The sequence below is a fragment of the Bacillus sp. SKDU12 genome, from assembly GCF_010093085.1.
In the GTDB taxonomy this organism is placed as follows: Bacteria; Bacillota; Bacilli; order Bacillales; family Bacillaceae; genus Bacillus; species Bacillus mexicanus.
Window position 1 is genome coordinate 91,553 of sequence record NZ_MSRC01000003.1, and the last position, 20,129, is coordinate 111,681.

Below are 20,129 nucleotides of genomic sequence, written 5' to 3' on the forward strand. Positions count from 1 at the left end.
AAGGCATCCTCAATTTTTTTGATGAAGTGTTTCCAGCAATGTATATAGAACAGATTTTAACTGCTTCAGACTCTCTCCGGACTGTTTTGAGAGCCCCAGGATTGTTTCTGGTATGTCAGCCGCTTTTTCTTTTAATGACTCCCCGTCCTCTGTCAGGCTGATCAACACGGACCGCTCATCCTCTTCAGACCTTTTTCTCGCAATCAAATGTTGCTGTTCCATTCGTTTTAGCATGGGAGTAAGTGTCCCTGAATCTAAATACAGCAGCTCGCCCATTTTTTTGACAGTAAGCGTTTTATGTTCCCATAACAAAAGCAAGGCCAAATATTGAGGATATGTCACATTCAGCTTTTCAAGCAGCGGCTTATACTGCTTTGTCATTTCCCGCGAACTCGCATAAAGCAAAAAACATAGCTGATTTTCCAATTTCATATGGTCAAATTCATTTTCCATCTTGTTCACCAACTCTTTCTGACATTCCATTCTATTGTAGCTGAAAAACTTCATTTTTCCTATTCTCGGCAAACATAGCATGTTTAAAAAGATCTGAAAGGGAAATATAACAACTAGACATAAATAAGGAGGCTGAATACAAATGGCATTATTTACAGCAAAAGTAACCGCGCGAGGCGGACGGGCAGGACATATTACATCAGATGACGGCGTTCTGGATTTTGATATTGTGATGCCAAATGCCAAAAAAGACGGCCAAACCGGTACAAACCCGGAACAGCTCTTTGCGGCAGGGTATGCAGCATGTTTCGGCGGCGCGCTCGAACATGTTGCCAAAGAACAAAATATTGAAATTGACTCCGAAATCGAAGGGCAAGTCAGCCTAATGAAAGATGAAACTGACGGTGGGTTTAAAATCGGCGTCACACTTGTTGTAAACACGAAAGGTTTGGATCGTGACAAAGCCCAAGAGCTTGTCAATGCGGCTCATGAATTCTGCCCTTATTCAAAGGCAACAAGAGGAAATGTTGATGTGAAACTAGAATTGAAATAATGACTGGCATCCTGAGGATTCTCAGGATGTTTTTTTGTGTAAGCGTGCGGAACTGGCATGATCTTTTCGAAGTGTGAATACAAGTAGTATAGGTGAATTCACACTAGTGAAAAGGTGAGAACATGAAAAGACCAAAGCTGTCAGTATGTATGATTGTGAAAAATGAAGAACGCCATATCGCTCGCTGTTTAGAAAGTGTGCAGCATGTTGCTGATGAAATCATCGTGGTTGATACCGGATCAAACGATCGCACGAAAGACATTTGCAACAGCTTTCTTGCCAAAATATACGATCATCAATGGAAACAGGATTTTTCAGAGGCGAGGAATGTCAGCCTGCAGCATGCCAAGGGAGAATGGATTCTGGTGTTAGATGCCGACGAAGAACTAGACCTCGATACGGGCAGCCTGTTGTCTTCACTGCTGACTGACAGCCTGCCGTCTCTCGGTTATATGAAGGTTGTGAACTATACAGGGAAGGAATGGGATGAAAATGAAGCATTTGAACAAAGACAGCCCAGGCTGATCCGCAACCAGCAAAACATATCGTTTATGGGAAGGATTTGTGAAAAGCTGGAGGGAGAAGAGGGAAGCGCCGCTTTCTCGCTTCCATGTATCATTCACCATTACGGGTATTTAGAGCGGGAGGCAAAGCAAAAGCATCAGCGCAACATGAGCTTATTAAAAATGGAATTGCTGCGTGCCTGCGCTGATTCATCCCTCCTTTATCAGAAAGCAGCTGAGTATGGCAGAGGGAACGAATATGATAAAGCCCTTCGGCTGGCAGCGGATTGCATCAATGAATGTAGAAGAAAAAAGAACATACCGCCGCCTGCTATCTATTATTTAAAGTATAAATTATTAATTGACGCAGGACGGTACAAAGAGGCGGAACAGGATATTAATGAGGCGCTGAGGCATTATCCAGATTACTGCACTCTTCACTATTATAAAGGGATCGTGATGTATAAGCTTAAACAAATAAGTGAAGCAGTTACAGCGTTTAAAGCTTGTCTGCAAAGCGATAGTGAACATCATCAGTACATACAGGTAAAAGGAGCGGCCGATTATAGATCAAGCTGCTGGCTCGGAGTCTGTTATGCTGAATTGCGTCAGTTTAGGAGTGCTATTTTGTATACGCAAAAAGCGCTGAAAGCCAATCCGCAGTGTGTACGGGCGCAACAGCTTCTCAGCGAATTAACAAAGGATCAGGGCGCACATGCCTGATCTTTTTAATATTCTTTTTTATTGGCAACATTCCGCCATGCCTGAAACGGAGATAAATATTCTGTCAGAGTTACTTGATAAAAGGGGACTGTTCTTTCTTCAACAGGTTTATCAATTTCTTGATAAATGAATGAATCATCAAATCCGGCTTCGGCAGCGTCTGTGTGCTCCGCCGCATAGAAAACGGCTTTCGGCCGGGCCCAATAGATGGCGCCTAAGCACATGGGGCAAGGTTCGCAGCTCGTATACAAAATGCAGTCATCTAGCTGGTATGTTCCAAGTGCTTGGCATGCGTTTCGAATCGCTGTCACTTCCGCATGGGCAGTCGGATCATTACTTGTTGTGACGTTGTTCTGTCCCTCGGCAATAATGGCTCCGTCTTTCACAATAACGGCTCCAAAAGGACCGCCAATTCCTGCATTCACTCCGTCACGGGCGAGAGCGACAGCCCGTTTTAAGAATTTATCATGATTCATCCCAAACCCTCCTGTCTGTCAATTAAGTGTTATAAGTATAGCCGAAAAAAGGGCAAAGAACATTCTCAAAAAAGTGCAAAATAAACAAAGTATTTGGGGGATTTGCTAAGATAAGAGGAGAAAAGAGGAGGGGTAATCATGGTGCATTTATATATTGCCAGACACGGACAGACCCAATGGAACGTAGAAAAACGGATGCAGGGCTGGATGGATTCTGATTTAACAGAACTTGGGCTGTACAATGCCCGTGCTCTTGGGGAGCGTCTGAAGGATATTGAATGGAATCAGGTATACATCAGCCCCAGCAAGCGGACAGAAGAGACAGCAAAAACAGCGCTAGGATCGCGCAGTCCCCTGCTGGTGATAGATCATATGTTCAGAGAAATGTCACTGGGCTCATGGGAAGGGAAAAAACAAGAGGATATTGAAAGGGACGAACCAGATCTTTTTCACGCTTATTTTCATTATCCCGAAGCTTATCGCCAGCAGGGAAGTGAAACGTTTTTTGACTTTGAAAACCGGGTAAGGCTAACGCTCCAAACGATTTTAGACAGCCATTCTTCCGGTAATGTTCTCTTGGTTACCCATTCTGTCTTTATATTAATGCTGTTAAATATCATAAAGGGAAGACGCGTTAATGACATATGGAATTCTGCTTACATACATGATACATCATTGAGCCTTGTGGAATTTGATGAAAATGGAACAGCCGACATAATAATAGAAGGGGACGGGAAGCATCGGAAACCGATTTCCGCTTTCTAATAGAAAAAACCATCTGCCAGAGGCAAGATGGTTTCTATTTTATACAAGCTGTGTCTGTTGGGCTCTTGCCTGTTTGGCGGCTTCAACCATGTTTTTCAATGCTGCAACTGTTTCTTCCTGCTGTCTTGTTTTCAATCCGCAGTCCGGATTTACCCAGAAGCGGTCAGTCGGACAGACGGCAAGTGCATCAACGATAATGTTATACATTTCTTCAGTTGACGGCACTCGAGGACTATGAATATCATATACACCAAGGCCGAGCCCTTTCAAATACGGATGGTCTTTTAAGTAATCTAAAAATCCTCCGTGGCTTCTGCTGTGTTCGATTGTAATCACATCGGCATCAAGATCATTGATCGTATCAACGATATCTTCGAAGTTGCTGTAGCACATATGTGTATGAATTTGCGTCTCGTTTTTCACGGAAGAAGTGGTTAATCTGAATGCTTCTGCCGCCCAAGTTAAATACTCATCCCAATCACGGTTTTTCAATGGAAGGCCTTCGCGCAGCGCCGGTTCATCGACTTGGATGATTTGAATGCCTGCGTCTTCAAGGGCTTTTACTTCTTTGCGAAGGGCAAGCCCAATTTGGAAGGCGATTTCTTTTCTCGATATATCATTTCGAGGGAAAGACCAATTTAAGATTGTAACAGGGCCCGTCAGCATTCCTTTCACATGCTTGGAAGTCAATGACTGTGCATAGACTGTGTCTTTCACTGTCATCGGTTCAATAAATTCAACATCTCCGTAAATGACTGGCGGACGGACACAGCGTGAGCCATAGGATTGAACCCAAGCGTATTTTGTGAAGGCGAAGCCGGCCAGCTTTTCACCGAAGTATTCGACCATGTCAGTCCGTTCAAATTCACCGTGAACAAGGACATCAAGCCCTAATTCTTCCTGAATGTCAATCCATCGTTTTGTTTCGGCATTGATAAAGTTTTGATACTGTTCATCAGACCACTCATTTTTCCGCCATTTTTGGCGCGCGCTCCGCACTTCAGCAGACTGCGGGAAGCTTCCGATCGTTGTCGTCGGCAAAAGCGGAAGGCCGAGCGATTCATTTTGCAGGGCTAAACGTTCTTCAAACGGAATCGGGCGCTTAAAGTCATTAGCGGTTAATTGCTCGAGCTCTTTCTTTTGTTCGGAATTTGCGCCTGTTGCAAACTGTTTGAGTGCTTGAATATCAGCTTGCGCCTGCTGAATTTGCTCACTGATCGCCGCTTTTCCTGATACTAAACCTTCTTTCAAAGCTGTCAGCTCGGCTAGCTTTTCTTTTGCGTAGGATAATCCATTCAGTAAATCCTTCTCCAAATGCTCGTCAGGGTGTTTCGCTACAGGCACATGCAGCAGGCTGCTGGAAGGCTGAATCCACAGTTCATCCACTTTAGCAATGCTGAGTATATGGAGAATGGCATCGAGACGTTCATCAAGATCCGCTTTCCAAATGTTGCGTCCGTCAATCACGCCGGCTGCCAGCACTTTGTCTGTCGGAAAACCGTGTGTTTTGAGCTGTTCCAGATTTCTGCCTTTATCGTGGACGAAATCAAGGCCAATTCCCTGTACCGGGTAAGAGATCAGCTCTTCATAAGCATCAACAGAATCAAAATACGTTTGCAAAAGCACATTCAAGGAGGAAAGCTCGCTTGTTATGCTTTCAAATAATTCTTTTGCGCTACGGACATCCTCGCTAGAAGCTGTAACAAGCGCCGGCTCATCAATTTGAACCCATTTTACGCCTTCTTCCTCAAGCTCTTTTAACAGCTGTGCATATAACGGGACAAGGCGTTTTTGGATTGCTTTTGCTTCAGATGGTTCATAGCCTTTGGCAAGCGTGACAAACGTATAAGGGCCGACAATCACCGGTTTTGTCTCAACACCGTATTCCTGTTTGATCCTGCGGTAATCTGTGAGCTGTTTGTTTCGTGTCAGCCGGAACTCAATGCTTTCGTCATATTCAGGAACGATGTAATGGTAGTTTGTATTAAACCATTTTGTCATTTCACTGGACACGGCATCTTTTATTCCGCGGGCAATAGCGAAGTATGTATCGGTAGCGTCAGTCAAATGTCTGAATCGTTTCGGAATCCAGTTGAAGCTGACTGCTGTGTCGAGTACATGATCATACTGTGTGAAATCAGAAACAGGCACAACATCAATCTGCTGGTCAATTTGTGTTTTTACGGCAGATAAAAACAGGTCGTCGATTTGCTTTAAAAACGTATCTTTATCATTGCTGCCTTTCCAATACGCTTCAAGCGCTTTTTTCCATTCTCTGTTCAGTCCGATTCTTGGAAACCCTACATTCGATGTTTTGATGGTTGTCATTGTTTCTCCTCCTTTATATGTAAAACACTCTCGTTAACCCGCGGATACAGGCTGCTAAGAGGTTTTCTCACAACAAAAAGCCTCTTTCCCATGAGAGAAAGAGGCTTTTCTACGTAAAACACTGCCTCTCTCATCTCTCAGACACAATCTGATGGAATTAGCACCGTGCCTTATGAGACATCAGTCTCGGCGCGAAAAGCAGTGCGCCCCATTTCACAATGGAATTACGGTCGGTTGCTGTTGGGGTCAAAAGGCCAATCCCTCGCCCAACTCTCGATAAGAGAAAATGTTATGAATTTTTTAAAAGTTAAATCATTTGTTGGTAATCTTAACAGGAATCCAAATTCACTGTCAACATAGAATCGAAAAAATATTTTACAGTATTTTCATTATATTATATAAGAAAAATAATTTTATAGGGTCAGCAAATGTGATTGCTCTGCCTGTTCTGCAAGCTCATCTAGAACAGTTAAATACAGGAATCCATTGCCTGCCAGCGTTTTAGCAATATCAAGCGGAAATGTTCTGCGGATCAGCTGTGCATAAACCTCAGATTCAGATAGCTTTCGTTGAAATGCTTCTTCTTCATAGCTTTTGATTAAAGCGAGCGCTCCGCTGACATGGGGGGCAGCCATTGATGTGCCGGTAAGCTTACCGTACTTTTTGTTAGGGAGGGTAGATAATATTTGTTCACCCGGAGCGACAAGATCAATTTCCTTATTAGCGTTTGAAAATTCTGATAATTTCCGCGCTACGGAAACAGATCCAACTGCAATGACTTCATTATATGCCGCAGGGTAGGAAAGCTCTTCTGTGCGTTCGTCGCCGTCACCTTCATTCCCCGCTGCGCAAACGATGAGCACTCCGCTTTTAACGGCATTTTTCACCGCTTCTTTCAGCTCAGGTACATCGGTTGGTCCGCCAAGAGACATTGAGATAATATCGACCTTCTGTTCTACAGCATAGTTAATGCCGTTAATAATCCATTCGTACTGTCCGCTGCCGTTTTCACCACCGAGAACCTTCACAATCAACAGGCTTGCCTCAGGGGCAACTCCAGAAATCCCGCCGTTTGAATCATTGGCTGCAACAGTTCCGGCGACGTGTGTGCCGTGTCCGTTGTAGTCGGTAATTGCATCTTCCTTGCCGCCGTCGTCATCCGTAAAATTCTTTCCGCCGATGATTTGGGTTTTTAAATCAGGATGGCTTGCGTCGCATCCAGTGTCCAATATAGCGATTTTTACATTTTTTCCTTTTACCCCTTTTGCCCACATTTCTGGCGCCTTAATCACTTTAATGCCCTCAGGAAGCTCGTTTACATCCATGATCTGCTCATTGGTCACATACGGGATCAAGCGGATTTCACCATTCATAAAAAAGCCCTCCTTTTTTATGCTTTCAAGTGGATACAAGGGTGTTACCTCCTATTATATGAAAAAAACAATCGTTCGGACAGAGTCATTTGAATCATTTTGAAAAAATAGGATCCCGTCGAAAAAACAGCTTTAATATGTATGACTGGGATTCAGCCGTCGGTCAAGTTATAATAATGTTAGGGAAAGGAGCATTGTGATGAAACTGAATGAAAAATTATATGCGTTTTTTTCAGAGCATGTGGAACAAATGGCCGAGGAATGGATTGATACAATGGAGGAAAGCGATCCGAATTCGCTTTACGCCTTACATAATGCGTCAGTAACGGAAGAATTGAAAGAACAGGATAGAGAATTTTACCGACATTTGAACTACATGTATGTTTTACCGGAAAAACAATTTCTCGAAGAATTTCAAGAGTGGGTCATTGAGCTGACGGACGATCAAAAGCATCTTAATACTCCGGTTCAGTATGTCATTCGGGAGTTTATGAGAAATCGGAGATTATATACGAAGTATTTTGAGAAGTTCGCAGAAGAAAACGAATCGGCGTTTGAACCGGGAGAGAAACAAAAATGGGCTGATTTGATTGTCAAAGTCTTTGATTTCACCATTTATACTTTCGTTGATCACGCTGAAACAAATGCCAAACAGCAATTAAACGCTCAGAGAGAAATGATATTGGAATTAAGCTCACCTGTTATTACCCTGAGCAAGTCAACAGCTTTGCTTCCGCTTGTCGGTGACATTGATACCGAACGGGCGAAGTTTATTTTGGAAAACACGCTTCAATCTTGTGCAAAAAGACGTGTGGAGAATCTGTTAATCGATCTGTCAGGTGTTGTGATAGTTGATACGATGGTCGCGCACCAAATCTTTAAATTGATCGAGGCCCTGAATTTGATCGGTGTTAAATCAACCCTGTCAGGAATCAGACCTGAAATTGCGCAAACCGCTGTACAGCTGGGAATCGATTTTTCTAATATTACAATTAAAACCAATCTTGCTCAGGCATTAAACTATCATCAATAAGAAAACTCCGCTATCGCCGATAGCGGAGTTTTTATGCTGCGAAACAGAAAAGATTCTGCGAATAACAAGTGAGCGAGGCAGCGTTCCGAGTGTTTCGGCTTATCAATGATCCGTAAAACAAATGAATCAACCTAACAGAAAGCGAGCTTGAGGAAGACGGCGGTGTTCCGTCTGCGAAATTGAAATCCATCTGCAACAAGAGAACCGAGGCAGAATATGATCTCCGCAAAGGTTGGACGTATCATTAAGCAGGGGATTTTCATGATAAGAAACCTTCTTTTGGACAATCTAAATAAAAAAGGAGGCGAAACAGATGGAAAAGAAAGAGGAGCAATATATCAATCAGGCTGAATATGTGCCCCATCCGACGAAGGAAGGAGAGTACGCTTTATTACTTCATGAAACCTATCATTTGCTATCTGAAGATGAAGAGACACAAACGACAGAATAAGGGCTTTGGCCCTTATTTTGTTTCGTAATTGTTATGAAAACGCATTAATTACTTTTTTGAGTTGACACAGCTTATTTTTTTCTGTAATCTCAGTGTGTCAATTCAATTAAAACTTCGTTAGGTGAGGCTCCTGTATGGAGATACGCTGCTGCCCAAAAATGTCCAAAGACGCCAATGGGTCAACAGAAATCATCGACATAAGGTGATTTTTAATGCAGCTGGATGTTTAGATCCTATGCCATACAGTGCTAAAGCTCTACGATTGAAGGCGCCCTGCACGCTTTTTTGCCGTGCTTCTTTCCCCTTCAATCCAGAAGGCTTTTTTTATGCCTTTAAAACGAATCTTATAAAAGGAGGTGCGGAGTATGGATTCTCCCCATTCGAGTCAATCTGAAGAAGTACCCATATACTATGACAGCGAGATAATTGATTACACGATGAGGAGACGATCTGCCGCACCTTCAGGCGAGACCGGCACGTCTCCGTAGAGGAGGTACGAGTCCCGATGATTCAAAACATGACCTACGACGAACTTATGTTACGCATCATTATTTTATTGCGAGACGGGAAAATCAGGGATTTTAGAAATGTTATTGATGAGCTTCAGCCCTATGATATGGCATTTATTTTTAAAGAAATGCCGGAGAAATACCGTGCTCGCTATTTATCTTATTTAACTGTGGATGATATTACTGATATGATCGGAGAGCTGGAACGCGAATACCAGCTTGTCGTCTTAAATAAAGTCGGAAAAACAAAAGCAACTCTTGCGATGAACAAAATGGACAACGATGACCTTGCTCAATTGCTTGAAGAAATGGACGAGGAACTGAAGGAACAGCTTTTGTCCAGCATGGAAGCGTCAGAGTCAAAAGCAGTACAGCTTTTGATGAATTATCCCGCTGACTCGGCGGGACGTATGATGACAAACCGGTATGTATGGATTCCTCAGCATTATACGGTGAAAGACGCGGTCGTCAAGCTGAAAAGCTTTGCCGAAATAGCTGAATCGATCAACTACTTATATGTCATTAATGAAAGCAAACAGCTGGTAGGCGTCCTTTCATACCGTGATTTAATTTTGGGCGAACCTGAAGAAAAGGTGCAGGATTTAATGTTTACCCGTGTCATATCTGCTGACGCCCTTCAGGATCAAGAAGAAGTTGCCCGTCTGATTGAACGTTACAATTTCTTGGCTATCCCTGTTGTGGAAGAGAACAATGTGCTTGTCGGCATTGTAACAGTCGATGATATTATCGACGTCGTTATTCGGGAGGCTGATGAGGATTATGAAAAATTTGCCGCTTCGGGTAAAGATATTACCTTTGACACAAAGGCTTACGTAGCGGCGTATCGACGCCTGCCATGGCTGATTTTGCTCTTGTTTATCGGTCTGATTTCCGGAAGCATTATCAGTTATTTTGAAGATGCCCTTCAGCAGGTTGTCGCTTTGGCGTTCTTCATGCCAATGGTGTCAGGGATGACAGGAAATACGGGAACACAATCTCTCGCGGTGGTCATCAGAGGGTTGTCTAAAGAAGAAATGAACAAAAAAACCATTTTACGCCTGATTTTCCGGGAGTTCAGAACAAGTATTTATATCGGAGCGGTTTGCTCTGTGCTGATTGCGATTGTTTCCATCTTGTGGCAGGGAAGCGCATTGCTTGGATTTGTTGTCGCTTCTTCACTGTTCTTCACTTTAATCATCGGTACGATGTCAGGAACGGTTATCCCGATTATTTTGCATAAACTGAACGTTGATCCGGCGATCGCTTCAGGCCCGCTGATTACAACGTTAAACGATATTTTGTCTTTATTAATTTACTTTGGCATTGCCACTTTATTCATACAATCATTATAAATGATAAAAGTCCGTCTCCATCGTGAGCCGGACTTTTATCATTTACCGGTTTTTATACCGAAAGTGAGCATTAAGCTGCCCTTCCAGCATTTTTTTTCGCACTTGCGGATCATTTTTCAGCATCTGTTCTTTTTTACGCATATCCTTTAAAATTTCAGCCGTCTGTACACCGTCTTCGCGTTTATTGGCAATATCCATCAGTCGCTCCACATCGGCAAAGGAATATTTTCTCGTTCCCCTCGAAGAACGCTGCGGATAAATGAGCTTTCGTTCCTCATAGTACCTGATCTGCCTTACGGACAATCCTGTCAATTCACTCACAATCCCGATTGAAATCACTTTTTTGTCTTTATAAGAATGATCTTCTGTGGCCATTTTTCCACCCCTGGATGTCTTTTGATAATAGTATATAAAAAACAAAGAGAAAAAACCTGACGCTTGTCATATTTTCTAACATTGAATAGAAGATTTATGAAAAAATACGGAAGAAAAATTAACAAGAATAATGCGTGACATACAAGTGCGTTTTATTCTTTATGTAATGAATAAACGAGGAGGAAGGATAATCATGGAGAAAGAAAAAGCAGTCTCACTGGCAAAAGAAATTATAGAGTTGGATATCAAGCGCGATGAAATGCTGGAGGCGTTTATGCAGCTTGCCGGAGAACATGCTTTTCAATTATTAAGATCAGTTCAAAACGGACTTTATCGAAAATCTTCGTAAACATAAATTCTTTACATGAAATTCATACCACGTTCATTTAAAAAGAGTATCTTTTGTATAGGATACCTCAAAATGAAGGAGGGCGCTATGAGTAATTTATTGAAATCTGCTTTAGAAAAAGAACGAAACCATTATTCTGAAAAACTCTTTCAAATCGGAGTTTATAACAAAGAAGTGATGAACAAAATGACGGTTTCTGAACTTCGGAAAGAATACGCTTATTTTTTCCGAAGCGTTCGAAATCGCAAAACATATCCTTATACAAGATAATGTATAAGGATTTTTTTCTTTCAGAAGGAATTTCTTGAATGCATAGAGAATACATATAGCAAGGGACTGGACCCTTATTATATGTAAGGGTTTTCATTATATTTTTATAAAAATCCTATATACGAGGTAGATATGATGAGATTATCGTTTAACGAAGAAGAAGTTGAGCGTGCGATGAATTTGTACAGAGTTTTTGCGAGAGCTTTCAAAAGTGTGTCCGAACATAGTATCCGTGACAGCAAAGAGCACGGATTTAACCCCACTGAATTTGCTGTACTGGAGCTTCTGTACACAAGAGGCCCGCAAAAATTACAGCAAATTGGGTCAAGACTTCTGCTTGTGAGCGGGAACGTCACATATGTCATCGACAAATTAGAAAAAAACGGGTTTTTAGTAAGGGAACAGGACCCGAAAGATAAACGGTCTGTTTACGCACATTTAACTGACAAGGGAATGGAGTACTTGGATAAAATTTATCCGATCCATGCACTGCGTATTGCGAGAGCGTTTTCAGGTCTTTCGTCTGATGAGCAAGACCAGCTGATCGTCCTGCTGAAGAAAGCTGGCATTCACAGCCAGCATTTATTGTTTCGTTAACGATTCTACACTCTCTGTTTCAGGGAGTGTTTTTTGTTACATAGTGATACACCTCTCCGCTTTTTCATGTCTAAGATCCTCTAGAAGGTTCACATTTCTTTTCTGCTGCATGATACGGATGGTCACCTCTCCAGTTTTAGCTGTGCGCTTGAGCGTTTTCTGTGAAGGCAGGAAAAAAGGTGGCGTAAACTTTTGACATGACAGTAGAGCTTTTCTTTCCTGCTGCATAATATTTCGTATAAGTTGATTCCACCACATAAGAGCTGCTTCTTGATATGTAAGTCGGAGCAATCCCGCTCCATAAAAAATCAAAGTATCCACTCACAACTGTCTTATTCGGACCGTTTCTGATTCAGCAGATCAGAAGCTTTTTTCTTTGGCTGCCCTCCTGATTTTTCAGTAGGTGAAGAATTTATAATGTCACGCTTTCCTTCTATCCGCATATGAAAAACATCAATTTTCAGATGCCAGTACTTGAGAGTCCACTTCAGCCTGCAGGGGATCGGCGACTATTTTGGTCAATAAAAATGCTTAAAAAATATGGCAACTATATTTTGAGGAGAACAATCGCAAAATATAAGGGTGTGTTTGATCATGAGGAAGGTGAAGTGATGAAAGCCTGTTTCCTCTCTATTTGGAGAGCGGTTGACCCGATTTATTTCTTTTTTTCAAGGCTGACCTTGCTTGGCAAAGATCGTAAAGGCATCTTGCGAGTCAGGCTGACGAAATACAAAGGACATCATGTCGTGCTGAGCGACGGAACACATATCAAAAAAAATGATGTGCTCGTTAAAATTCATCTCCATAACATAAAGCTGATTACAGAGCTGCAAAGCATTGAAAACGCGGTCCGAAAGGGAATCATTATCTATCAAAAAGTATATCAGTCGATGCCGATGCTCCTGGAGTACATCAACAATCATAAAAAAAGGGAAAAAATCAAAGGAATCGTTGGCATTACAATGCTTGACAAAGGCGTGGAAAGGCTCGGCTTTGATGTGGTCATACCGGTCAACCCTGTTTACAGATGCTTTAAAAAGCTTTCCCATGTGCCGATTTTATTTCTCACTTCAAAGCCAGTGAGCCTGCGGCATTTACCGCATTCATCCTATTTGTTTATTTCAACAGAAAAGCTTCAGAATATCTATCAAAAAAAAGACTGATGCCGTGATCAGCTCAGTCTTTTTTACATTAAATTTGATGAAATGTCACTTCAGGGCGGCTTCCGACACGGATATTTACACCGGTTTGTCCTAAGCCTTCACTGATATAAAACGGCTTATCGTGGTGATAATGAAGGCCTTTAATCATGTTCATGCGCACGAGTTTTCCCATTTTTACCAAATGGTACGGTTTTGGCCAGTGAATCTGCCCGCCGTGAAAATGGCCAGAAAGCAGGTAATCATAATGAACATTTTCCATATCCAAAACGATGTTTGGGTCATGTGTTAATACAAGATGATAGCCGTTTTCTAGATGCTGATAAGAGCCGGAAATACGACTGCGATTGGTACTGTAATCATCAATGCCGATAATATTGACATGCCCTGCCGCTGTCTCGATTTGAACATGCTCATTTTGCAGGGTGGTACAGCCGTTTTCCTCTAAAACACGCTTTAATCTCTGAAAGTCCTTTTCTTTCAATACATAATCATGATTGCCGAACACCGCAAACATTCCATATGCGGGCTTCAGCTTTTGCAATGCATGTAAGTAACCTGCCAGCTTCGGAATATTACGTTTTCGGTCTAGAAAATCTCCGGTAAGCGCAATGATGTCTACAGGCTGATGTTTTGTTAGCTGATACAGCTCTTCAGGTGAAACAGAAATGTTTTCTAGGTGAAGATCTGATAAATGAAGGATATTTAATTTTTTTCTGGCTGGAAGGCCGTCTTTTTGATCAATTGAAATGGTGTTGACCTTTACATCTTTTGTATTGCGATTCGCTTTATATAGAAATGGCACACACACGAGTATGGCCAACGAAAGTAAGATGATAAACAAAATATATCCCCTCCCTCTTATTAGTATAGTAAGTGATCGAACCTAATGGATAGCGGGAATTAATGGGTGATCGACAGGCTTGAGAATCAGATTGTTGTCTGATGAATGTTTTGGAAAGGAAAAGGGATAATAAATTTTGACACCTAAGGCAGAACATGCCGGATGTGGTCAGAATAACAGATGGATGTGTAAGCGATGTTACGATTAATGAGCCAACACAAAAAAGAAACATATTATCTCTGGATCGCATTATTTCTTCTATTACTGTATGTATCACCGCTTTTTATTTTAAAGGAAGATGCCCATATTCGCGTCCACGACAATTTAGATTCCAATATTGCTTGGTACAAGGTACTGGCAGATAGCGGAGAAGTCATCGGCAAGGTGGACGCTGCTATTCCGCAAATCATTAACGGGCTGCCGAGGGATGCCTTTGGCACTGAGCTGAGCGGAATTGTTTGGCTGCACGCTTTGTTTTCTTCCATGACCGCCTATGCAATAAGCCAGACGATAACAAGGGTTGTTGCTTTTTTTGGAATGTATGTGCTGTTGAAAAAACATTTCATCCCCGAGCCGAAAGCAGCCTTCATACGAATTGGCGTATCACTGGCCTTTGCTTTGACACCTTTCTGGCCTTCCGGAATGCTGAGTACACTTGGATATCCTTTGGCACTGTGGGCTTTTTTGAATATCAGAAAAGGGGATTTTTCATGGAGGGAGTGGCTGACGCTCGGCTTGCTTCCTTTATATTCAAGCTTTGTCTTAGGCTTCTTCTTTTTCTTGGCAGGGATGGCGTGCTTTTGGCTGTATGATACGATCACAAAAAGAAGATGGAATCTGACTTTTTTAGGCAGTATCGCTTTTATGACGAGTATTTATCTTTCCGTTGAGTATCGGCTTGTCTATTCAATGCTGTTTTCGCATGCACCGATGCATCGGATTGAATTCATTTCATCAAGGCATGACGTATGGCATTCTCTTCGTCTATCCGTAAAAAACTTTGTTTATGGCCATAATCATGTGATGACCGTTCATACCCTCGTCATCCTTCCGATCGTGCTGCTCGTGTTTGCAGCTTTGCTCTTTAAGCGAAACCGGACAAAGTTAGAAAATGGTTATCTGTTTTTATGTGTACTTAATTACGGGCTGTCATTATGGTATGCGTTTTGGTTTAACAAGATATGGGCGGTGCCCAAGCAGACATTTGCCTTTTTAGCTGAATTCAATTTTGCCCGTTTTCATTTTCTCCGTCCTCTCGTCATTTACGTGAGTTTTGCGCTTGCTTTATATCTCATTTGGCGAATGGGGAAAGGGTGGAAATGGCTTGTATACGCAGCAGTCGCTGCACAGCTGATGGTGCTGGCGCCTTTTAATGAAGAATATACGTATGGCGTCCACTATAATGCGCCGACATTCCGGGAGTTTTATGCATCTGAGCAATTTAAAGAAATTAAGGAATATATCGGACGCCCTCAAGATTCGTACAGGGTGGCAAGCATCGGGCTGCATCCGTCAATCGCCCAATATAACGGGTTTTACACGTTAGATACGTATAACAACCTATATCCGCTCTCATATAAATACGAATTCAGGAAAATCATTGAAAAAGAGCTGGAAAAAAATGATCGTCTAAAACAATATTTTGATGAGTGGGGAAGCCGCTGCTATCTTTTCGTTGATGAACTCGGTAAACGATATGATTTCAAGAAGAATTCCAAGAAAACGATCAGCAATCTTCAATTAAATACGGATGCATTTAAAAAAATGGGCGGACGCTATATTTTCTCTTCAGTTCCGATCAGGAATGCTGATCAAAACCATCTCGCGCTCGTTAAAATGTTTGACCATGAACATTCCGCATGGCGCATTTATTTATACGAAACAAGATAAGGAGGATATGAATTGAAACAGTCACAGCCAGTATTAACCATCGTCGTTCCATGTTTCAATGAAGAGGAAGTGTTTCAAGAGACAAGCCGTCAGCTGACAGAGGTTGTAGACAGCCTGTTTGAAGAAAAGTTAATTGCTGAAGACAGTAAAATTCTGTTTGTCGATGATGGCAGCAAAGACCGCACCTGGGCTTTGATTGCAATGGAAAGCATAAGAAACAAGAAGGTTACAGGCTTAAAATTAGCCAGCAATGTCGGACACCAAAAAGCGCTTTTAGCCGGACTGCATAAAGCGAAAAACAGATCAGACTGCGTCATTTCGATTGATGCTGATCTTCAGGACGACATCTCTGTGATTCGGGATTTTATGCTGAAATACCATGAGGGCTGTGAAATCGTTTATGGTGTCCGCCGCTGCAGAAAAACCGATACCTTTTTTAAACGCACGACTGCTTTAGGGTTTTACCGGCTTATGAATAAGCTTGGGATTACATTAATATACAATCATGCTGATTTTCGTTTAATGAATAAAAGATCTCTTGAAGAGCTCGCTCGTTATCCGGAAGCGAATCTGTTTTTAAGAGGTATTATTCCTATGATCGGCTTTAGATCTGCCGAAGTTTTGTATGACCGTAAGGAACGCTTTGCCGGCAAAACGAAATATCCGCTCAAAAAAATGCTATCATTTGCTTTTAACGGGATTACATCCTTCAGTGTTGCGCCGATTCGATTTTTTACGCTTTTAGGATTTATTTTACTTTTCATAAGTGCTGTGGCGGGAATCGGGGCGTTCGTGCAAAAGCTGCTAGGCCATACAAATGCAGGGTGGGCGTCGCTTATTATTTCCATTTGGTTTTTGGGCGGGCTGCAATTAATGGGAATCGGAATTATCGGTGAATATATCGGAACGATTTTTTCAGAAGTGAAAAGACGGCCGAAATATGCGATTGATATCGATTTGTATAATGAGCCGCTAAGTCCGCTCCAGCGTCAGGAGCGGGATCGATTGGAGAAAAAGTACAGTTGAACGCAGAGAGCTGACTTCATCAGTCAGCTCTCTGCGTGTCAGCGGCAAAACCTCGTGTTCGTTGTCAAGGCTGCGCTTCGGTGCTCATGAATTTCAACATTCGCTGTGCTCAGATGCCTCTTCAAGGGTTTTTCAATCATGCTGAAAAGATGACAAGACAAAGTCCTAAAACATAAACGTTTTAGGACTTTGTGTCGAGAAGGCGGCTAGGTGTCCTGCCTGAACGCACGATGATAGTCAGATCTTTTTCTTCAATTGATGTAAAATGGCGCTAAGAGGTTCGTCTTGTGGGTTGCGGTGAAAATGAAAAAATGGGCAGCCTTGCTTCTTGATCCGATCAACGACAGTATCGATCGTAAACATAGCGGGTGTTAAGGATGTTTGGACCTCATGCCAATAGAGCGGTGCAGCGACAGTGCCAAGCTCGTTTCCTCTTGTCGAATAAGGACAGATGATCGTTTTTCCTTCTGCATGCTGCAAATAATCAAGGTACAATTTCCCGTGCCTGTTTTTAATCAAGCGTTCTGTCGTAAAGAGCTCGGGAAATACATTGGTGCAGTACTCAGCGATCAGCTGGGTAAACTGGCGTGTTTCTTCATACGTAAATGCCTCAGGAGACAAGGGAATATAAAGCTGGATGCCTTTGTTGCCTGACAGCTTCGGATACGATGTAATGCCGAAGGAGTCAAAAAGCCTCTTCAGTTCATTTGCAGCCTGCACAGCCATGAGAAAATCATCTCGAGAAGGCGGGTCCAAATCAATAACAATCTCAGCCGGACGCCTGCTTTGAATGGTTTGAAAAGGAACGTGAAATTCCAGGGCTAACTGATTGGCCAGCCATAATAAAGTCGACATATCTTCACAGACAATATGTTCATGGCTTCCGTCATAGAAAGTTTGAATAAAACCCGGCGCATAGTCTGGTTTGTTTTTTTGGAAAAACGATTCACTTCTTGAGCCATGCGGATAGCGGATGACGGTGACAGCGCGGTTTTTTAGAAATGGGAACATGTAGTCACTGACTTCAATCATGTATTGAATAAAATCATCTTTCGTTTTTTTATTCTTTTCAAATATGATTTTATCCAGGCTTGTGAACTGAAGCTTTGGATTGACAGGCTTGGAGCGGCGTATAACTTGAGTGTACGTGCATTCAGTCCAGTCCATCTGAAATTCAAAACCGATAAACGATACCTCTCTTAATGTACCCTGGAGAATTGTTAAGTATTGAACGGCAGCACAAATCGATGGTTCAAGCGTGAACTCTCCCGATGGTGCTTGCTGGCCATGCTGTTTCATAATCTCGCGTATAGCGTTTTTTTCCTCATCGCGCATTCCGTGTGAGACAGAGGCAATCGGTGTCATGACGCCGTTTTTTAACACAGATGCCGTCAAAAATCCATTCTTGGGGTTAAACCCTGTTATACAAACATAGGCTTGTTTAAAGTTTTTATATTTAAGCCAATCGGATGACCGCTTCTTTTCAAGCCACTTGCTGTTTGTTTTTTTCGCTACAATTCCTTCACCGTCATCTTCTGTAACCATCTCCCAAAGCGAATCAAACTGCTCATAGCAGGGGATATACTGAATGGTTTCCTTAGCATAAGGGTCGGGAGATGCGGGAAGCTTTGCTGCAGACATAAGATCGTGCAATGAGTTTTTTCTGTCCAAATACGAAAGAAATGACACATCTTTTCCGCGGCGCTCTAACAAATCAAAGGCGAGAAAGACGCACGGGCGCGCGTTTGCTGACTCCATAATCTTATTTGGCCGTTTCAAACGCCCCCGCACTTGAAGATGTTCAAAATCTGAACGGCCGGGGTTCACCAAACATACAATTTCGCCATCAAGTGTCAGCGGAAGATCTTCTTCCATATGCTGAAAGGCAGTTTGGGCAAACTGGGTGATTTCAGGAAAGGTGCTGGTAAGCTCCAAGCCATTTCTGCTGGTTAAGGTTACACCTTTAGAATGGAGGTGGAGAATACAGCGGTATCCGTCATATTTTATTTCGTAGCGCCATTCTGGTCCTATTGGCGGTGACGAAGTAAGGACAGGCTGCATGGTTAATACCATGGATTATGGCGTGCCGGAGGCTTTTTTTCTAGTTGTTTTTCGTTTTTTATTTCCGGCTCCTTTCGGTTCAGCAGTTTGGACAGGCTCAGCTTTCTTCGTTTCCTGGTTTGGCTCTCTGGTGCGGTCTATGCTGGCTTGCAAAGCGCTGACCAGGTCAATGACATCTTCACGAGGAGGCGCTTTATCTGGAGTAACGGCTGTTTCTTTATTTTCAAGCTTATCGTTGACTTTTTGCAGCAGCGCCTGCCGGTACGTATCCTCATATTTGTCAGGTTCAAACTCAGCAGTCAGCTCATCTATTAAAGTGATAGCGGTTTGCAGTTCTTTTTCATTTACATTCGATTGTTCAGGCACACCCGGGACATGGCCAGCGCTTCTGACTTCATCGGGATAATGGATAGACTCCATCACGATACAATTTTCATAAACGCGGAGAATGGCTAGCTGCTGCTTCGATCTGATTGTCATATTGGCGATGCCGATCTTTCCGGTTGAACGCAAGGCTTCACGCAGCAGGGTATAGGCTTTTGTACCGTTATCCCCGGGGCCGACAAAATAGGAACGGTTAAAATAAATCGGGTCGATTTCCTGAAGCTGAACGAAATCAACAATCTCAACCGCTTTCTCCTCATGCTCCTGCTTTAAGCTTTTTAAATCTTCGTCCGTCAGCACAACATATTTTCCTTTTACGTATTCATATCCCTTCACAATTTCTTCAGGACCGAGTGTTTTCTCGCAATTCGTGCAAATTTTTTCGTATTTGATCGGCGCATGATCCTCTTTATGAAGGCTGCGCAGCTTAATGTCTTTATCTTCTGTAGCTGCATATAGCTTGATAGGGATATTTACCAAACCAAAACTAATCGATCCCTTCCACATGGTATGCATAGCGATAACCCCTTTTTTTCTTTAGTGTGAAGAGGAAGAGTGCGATTCATGTGTAGCAACTTATGGATGAAAAAACAGCCGTCACTGTTAGAAGGTTTCATCATTTTCAATCGATTTAAGACAAGTAAGTGACCACAG

The 20,129-nt window shown here is 42.5% G+C and carries 20 protein-coding genes, 1 pseudogene and 2 riboswitches; of the genes and pseudogenes, 13 read left to right on the forward strand and 8 right to left on the reverse strand.

What is annotated here, in order from left to right:
* Nucleotides 1–9: 9 nt before the first annotated feature.
* Nucleotides 10–453: a MarR family winged helix-turn-helix transcriptional regulator gene (locus BTW01_RS01735; RefSeq protein ID WP_162101320.1), complete on the reverse strand. Its 444-nt coding sequence runs from the start codon at nt 451–453 to the stop codon at nt 10–12.
* A 142-nt stretch (nt 454–595) separates the two neighbouring features.
* Here BTW01_RS01735 and BTW01_RS01740 point away from each other — a divergent pair, with 142 nt between their 5' ends.
* On the forward strand, nt 596–1,006 hold the full coding sequence (locus BTW01_RS01740) for an organic hydroperoxide resistance protein (RefSeq protein ID WP_162101321.1): 411 nt from the start codon (nt 596–598) through the stop codon (nt 1,004–1,006).
* Nucleotides 1,007–1,128: 122 nt separating this feature from the next.
* Nucleotides 1,129–2,232, forward strand: coding sequence for a glycosyltransferase family 2 protein (locus BTW01_RS01745; protein WP_162101322.1), 1,104 nt, complete (start codon nt 1,129–1,131; stop codon nt 2,230–2,232).
* 5 nt (nt 2,233–2,237) lie between these two features.
* Here the strand turns inward: BTW01_RS01745 and BTW01_RS01750 are convergent, their stop codons facing one another.
* Nucleotides 2,238–2,708 (reverse strand): nucleoside deaminase, encoded by a 471-nt coding sequence (locus BTW01_RS01750; RefSeq protein WP_162101323.1) that lies wholly within the window; start codon nt 2,706–2,708, stop codon nt 2,238–2,240.
* Between the two features lie 138 nt (nt 2,709–2,846).
* Here BTW01_RS01750 and BTW01_RS01755 point away from each other — a divergent pair, with 138 nt between their 5' ends.
* Entirely contained in the window at nt 2,847–3,473 is a 627-nt protein-coding gene (locus BTW01_RS01755) for a histidine phosphatase family protein (RefSeq protein WP_162101324.1), read from the forward strand.
* A gap of 39 nt (nt 3,474–3,512) precedes the next feature.
* Here the strand turns inward: BTW01_RS01755 and metE are convergent, their stop codons facing one another.
* Together metE and isp are read right to left on the reverse strand one after the other, a co-directional pair.
* Nucleotides 3,513–5,801 carry a 5-methyltetrahydropteroyltriglutamate--homocysteine S-methyltransferase gene (gene metE, locus BTW01_RS01760; protein ID WP_162101325.1) on the reverse strand — a complete coding sequence of 763 codons (2,289 nt, stop codon included), beginning with the start codon at nt 5,799–5,801 and terminating at the stop codon, nt 3,513–3,515.
* 127 nt (nt 5,802–5,928) lie between these two features.
* A riboswitch (SAM riboswitch) is annotated at nt 5,929–6,084 on the reverse strand.
* Between the two features lie 130 nt (nt 6,085–6,214).
* Nucleotides 6,215–7,174 carry a serine protease Isp gene (gene isp, locus BTW01_RS01765; protein ID WP_162101326.1) on the reverse strand — a complete coding sequence of 320 codons (960 nt, stop codon included), beginning with the start codon at nt 7,172–7,174 and terminating at the stop codon, nt 6,215–6,217.
* A gap of 199 nt (nt 7,175–7,373) precedes the next feature.
* On the opposite strand from isp, the gene rsbRB reads away from it, so the two are divergent.
* The 4 genes from rsbRB to mgtE all read left to right on the forward strand — a co-directional run bounded on the left by rsbRB (nt 7,374) and on the right by mgtE (nt 10,519).
* The gene (gene rsbRB, locus BTW01_RS01770) at nt 7,374–8,207 is read left to right on the forward strand and encodes an RsbT co-antagonist RsbRB (RefSeq protein ID WP_162101327.1); all 834 of its coding nucleotides are present in this window, start codon (nt 7,374–7,376) and stop codon (nt 8,205–8,207) included.
* A 313-nt stretch (nt 8,208–8,520) separates the two neighbouring features.
* Nucleotides 8,521–8,658, forward strand: coding sequence for a transcriptional regulator SplA domain-containing protein (locus BTW01_RS01775; protein ID WP_162101328.1), 138 nt, complete (start codon nt 8,521–8,523; stop codon nt 8,656–8,658).
* A gap of 106 nt (nt 8,659–8,764) precedes the next feature.
* Nucleotides 8,765–8,932: riboswitch (M-box (ykoK) riboswitch) on the forward strand.
* A 91-nt stretch (nt 8,933–9,023) separates the two neighbouring features.
* On the forward strand, nt 9,024–9,146 hold the full coding sequence (locus BTW01_RS18605; protein WP_258894735.1) for a hypothetical protein: 123 nt from the start codon (nt 9,024–9,026) through the stop codon (nt 9,144–9,146).
* A 17-nt stretch (nt 9,147–9,163) separates the two neighbouring features.
* A complete protein-coding gene (mgtE, locus tag BTW01_RS01780; RefSeq protein ID WP_162101329.1) occupies nt 9,164–10,519 on the forward strand; it encodes a magnesium transporter in 1,356 nt (451 codons plus the stop codon).
* A 42-nt stretch (nt 10,520–10,561) separates the two neighbouring features.
* On the opposite strand, the gene tnrA is transcribed toward mgtE, so the two are convergent.
* A complete protein-coding gene (gene tnrA / locus BTW01_RS01785; RefSeq protein WP_003218544.1) occupies nt 10,562–10,894 on the reverse strand; it encodes a MerR family transcriptional regulator TnrA in 333 nt (110 codons plus the stop codon).
* Between the two features lie 193 nt (nt 10,895–11,087).
* On the opposite strand from tnrA, the gene BTW01_RS01790 reads away from it, so the two are divergent.
* From BTW01_RS01790 to BTW01_RS01805, 4 genes are all read left to right on the forward strand, one after another.
* Nucleotides 11,088–11,243: a hypothetical protein gene (locus BTW01_RS01790; RefSeq protein ID WP_162101330.1), complete on the forward strand. Its 156-nt coding sequence runs from the start codon at nt 11,088–11,090 to the stop codon at nt 11,241–11,243.
* Between the two features lie 87 nt (nt 11,244–11,330).
* Complete coding sequence (locus BTW01_RS01795) at nt 11,331–11,513, forward strand: Fur-regulated basic protein FbpA (protein WP_162101331.1); 183 nt, start codon at nt 11,331–11,333, stop codon at nt 11,511–11,513.
* 132 nt (nt 11,514–11,645) lie between these two features.
* Complete coding sequence (locus BTW01_RS01800; protein WP_162101332.1) at nt 11,646–12,110, forward strand: MarR family winged helix-turn-helix transcriptional regulator; 465 nt, start codon at nt 11,646–11,648, stop codon at nt 12,108–12,110.
* A 611-nt stretch (nt 12,111–12,721) separates the two neighbouring features.
* Nucleotides 12,722–13,273: a YkoP family protein gene (locus BTW01_RS01805; RefSeq protein WP_162101333.1), complete on the forward strand. Its 552-nt coding sequence runs from the start codon at nt 12,722–12,724 to the stop codon at nt 13,271–13,273.
* Between the two features lie 28 nt (nt 13,274–13,301).
* Here BTW01_RS01805 and BTW01_RS01810 read toward each other — a convergent pair whose 3' ends face one another.
* Nucleotides 13,302–14,114 carry a metallophosphoesterase gene (locus BTW01_RS01810; protein WP_162101334.1) on the reverse strand — a complete coding sequence of 271 codons (813 nt, stop codon included), beginning with the start codon at nt 14,112–14,114 and terminating at the stop codon, nt 13,302–13,304.
* Nucleotides 14,115–14,309: 195 nt separating this feature from the next.
* Here BTW01_RS01810 and BTW01_RS01815 point away from each other — a divergent pair, with 195 nt between their 5' ends.
* Together BTW01_RS01815 and BTW01_RS01820 are read left to right on the forward strand one after the other, a co-directional pair.
* Nucleotides 14,310–16,004: a DUF6044 family protein gene (locus tag BTW01_RS01815; protein WP_162101335.1), complete on the forward strand. Its 1,695-nt coding sequence runs from the start codon at nt 14,310–14,312 to the stop codon at nt 16,002–16,004.
* A gap of 12 nt (nt 16,005–16,016) precedes the next feature.
* On the forward strand, nt 16,017–17,030 hold the full coding sequence (locus tag BTW01_RS01820) for a glycosyltransferase family 2 protein (RefSeq protein ID WP_162101336.1): 1,014 nt from the start codon (nt 16,017–16,019) through the stop codon (nt 17,028–17,030).
* A 237-nt stretch (nt 17,031–17,267) separates the two neighbouring features.
* On the opposite strand, the gene BTW01_RS01825 is transcribed toward BTW01_RS01820, so the two are convergent.
* Both BTW01_RS01825 and BTW01_RS01830 read right to left on the reverse strand, forming a co-directional pair.
* Nucleotides 17,268–19,103 carry a DNA ligase D gene (locus tag BTW01_RS01825; protein WP_162101337.1) on the reverse strand — a complete coding sequence of 612 codons (1,836 nt, stop codon included), beginning with the start codon at nt 19,101–19,103 and terminating at the stop codon, nt 17,268–17,270.
* 3 nt (nt 19,104–19,106) lie between these two features.
* Nucleotides 19,107–20,041: pseudogene (locus tag BTW01_RS01830) on the reverse strand (Ku protein).
* Nucleotides 20,042–20,129: the final 88 nt, after the last annotated feature.

Excerpts from the sequence above, each read along its gene's own strand:
- BTW01_RS01795 (WP_162101331.1), top strand. The coding sequence starts at position 11,331 with ATGAGTAATTTATTGAAATCTGCTTTAGAAAAAGAACGAAACCATTAT.
- BTW01_RS01800 (WP_162101332.1), top strand. The coding sequence starts at position 11,646 with ATGATGAGATTATCGTTTAACGAAGAAGAAGTTGAGCGTGCGATGAAT.
- BTW01_RS01740 (WP_162101321.1), top strand. The coding sequence starts at position 596 with ATGGCATTATTTACAGCAAAAGTAACCGCGCGAGGCGGACGGGCAGGA.
- isp (WP_162101326.1), bottom strand. The coding sequence starts at position 7,174 with ATGAATGGTGAAATCCGCTTGATCCCGTATGTGACCAATGAGCAGATC.
- BTW01_RS01805 (WP_162101333.1), top strand. The coding sequence starts at position 12,722 with ATGAAAGCCTGTTTCCTCTCTATTTGGAGAGCGGTTGACCCGATTTAT.
- metE (WP_162101325.1), bottom strand. The coding sequence starts at position 5,801 with ATGACAACCATCAAAACATCGAATGTAGGGTTTCCAAGAATCGGACTG.
- tnrA (WP_003218544.1), bottom strand. The coding sequence starts at position 10,894 with ATGGCCACAGAAGATCATTCTTATAAAGACAAAAAAGTGATTTCAATC.
- BTW01_RS01775 (WP_162101328.1), top strand. The coding sequence starts at position 8,521 with ATGGAAAAGAAAGAGGAGCAATATATCAATCAGGCTGAATATGTGCCC.
- BTW01_RS01825 (WP_162101337.1), bottom strand. The coding sequence starts at position 19,103 with ATGGTATTAACCATGCAGCCTGTCCTTACTTCGTCACCGCCAATAGGA.
- rsbRB (WP_162101327.1), top strand. The coding sequence starts at position 7,374 with ATGAAACTGAATGAAAAATTATATGCGTTTTTTTCAGAGCATGTGGAA.
- BTW01_RS01745 (WP_162101322.1), top strand. The coding sequence starts at position 1,129 with ATGAAAAGACCAAAGCTGTCAGTATGTATGATTGTGAAAAATGAAGAA.
- BTW01_RS01755 (WP_162101324.1), top strand. The coding sequence starts at position 2,847 with ATGGTGCATTTATATATTGCCAGACACGGACAGACCCAATGGAACGTA.
- mgtE (WP_162101329.1), top strand. The coding sequence starts at position 9,164 with ATGATTCAAAACATGACCTACGACGAACTTATGTTACGCATCATTATT.
- BTW01_RS01815 (WP_162101335.1), top strand. The coding sequence starts at position 14,310 with ATGTTACGATTAATGAGCCAACACAAAAAAGAAACATATTATCTCTGG.
- BTW01_RS01790 (WP_162101330.1), top strand. The coding sequence starts at position 11,088 with ATGGAGAAAGAAAAAGCAGTCTCACTGGCAAAAGAAATTATAGAGTTG.
- BTW01_RS01750 (WP_162101323.1), bottom strand. The coding sequence starts at position 2,708 with ATGAATCATGATAAATTCTTAAAACGGGCTGTCGCTCTCGCCCGTGAC.
- BTW01_RS18605 (WP_258894735.1), top strand. The coding sequence starts at position 9,024 with ATGGATTCTCCCCATTCGAGTCAATCTGAAGAAGTACCCATATACTAT.
- BTW01_RS01735 (WP_162101320.1), bottom strand. The coding sequence starts at position 453 with ATGGAAAATGAATTTGACCATATGAAATTGGAAAATCAGCTATGTTTT.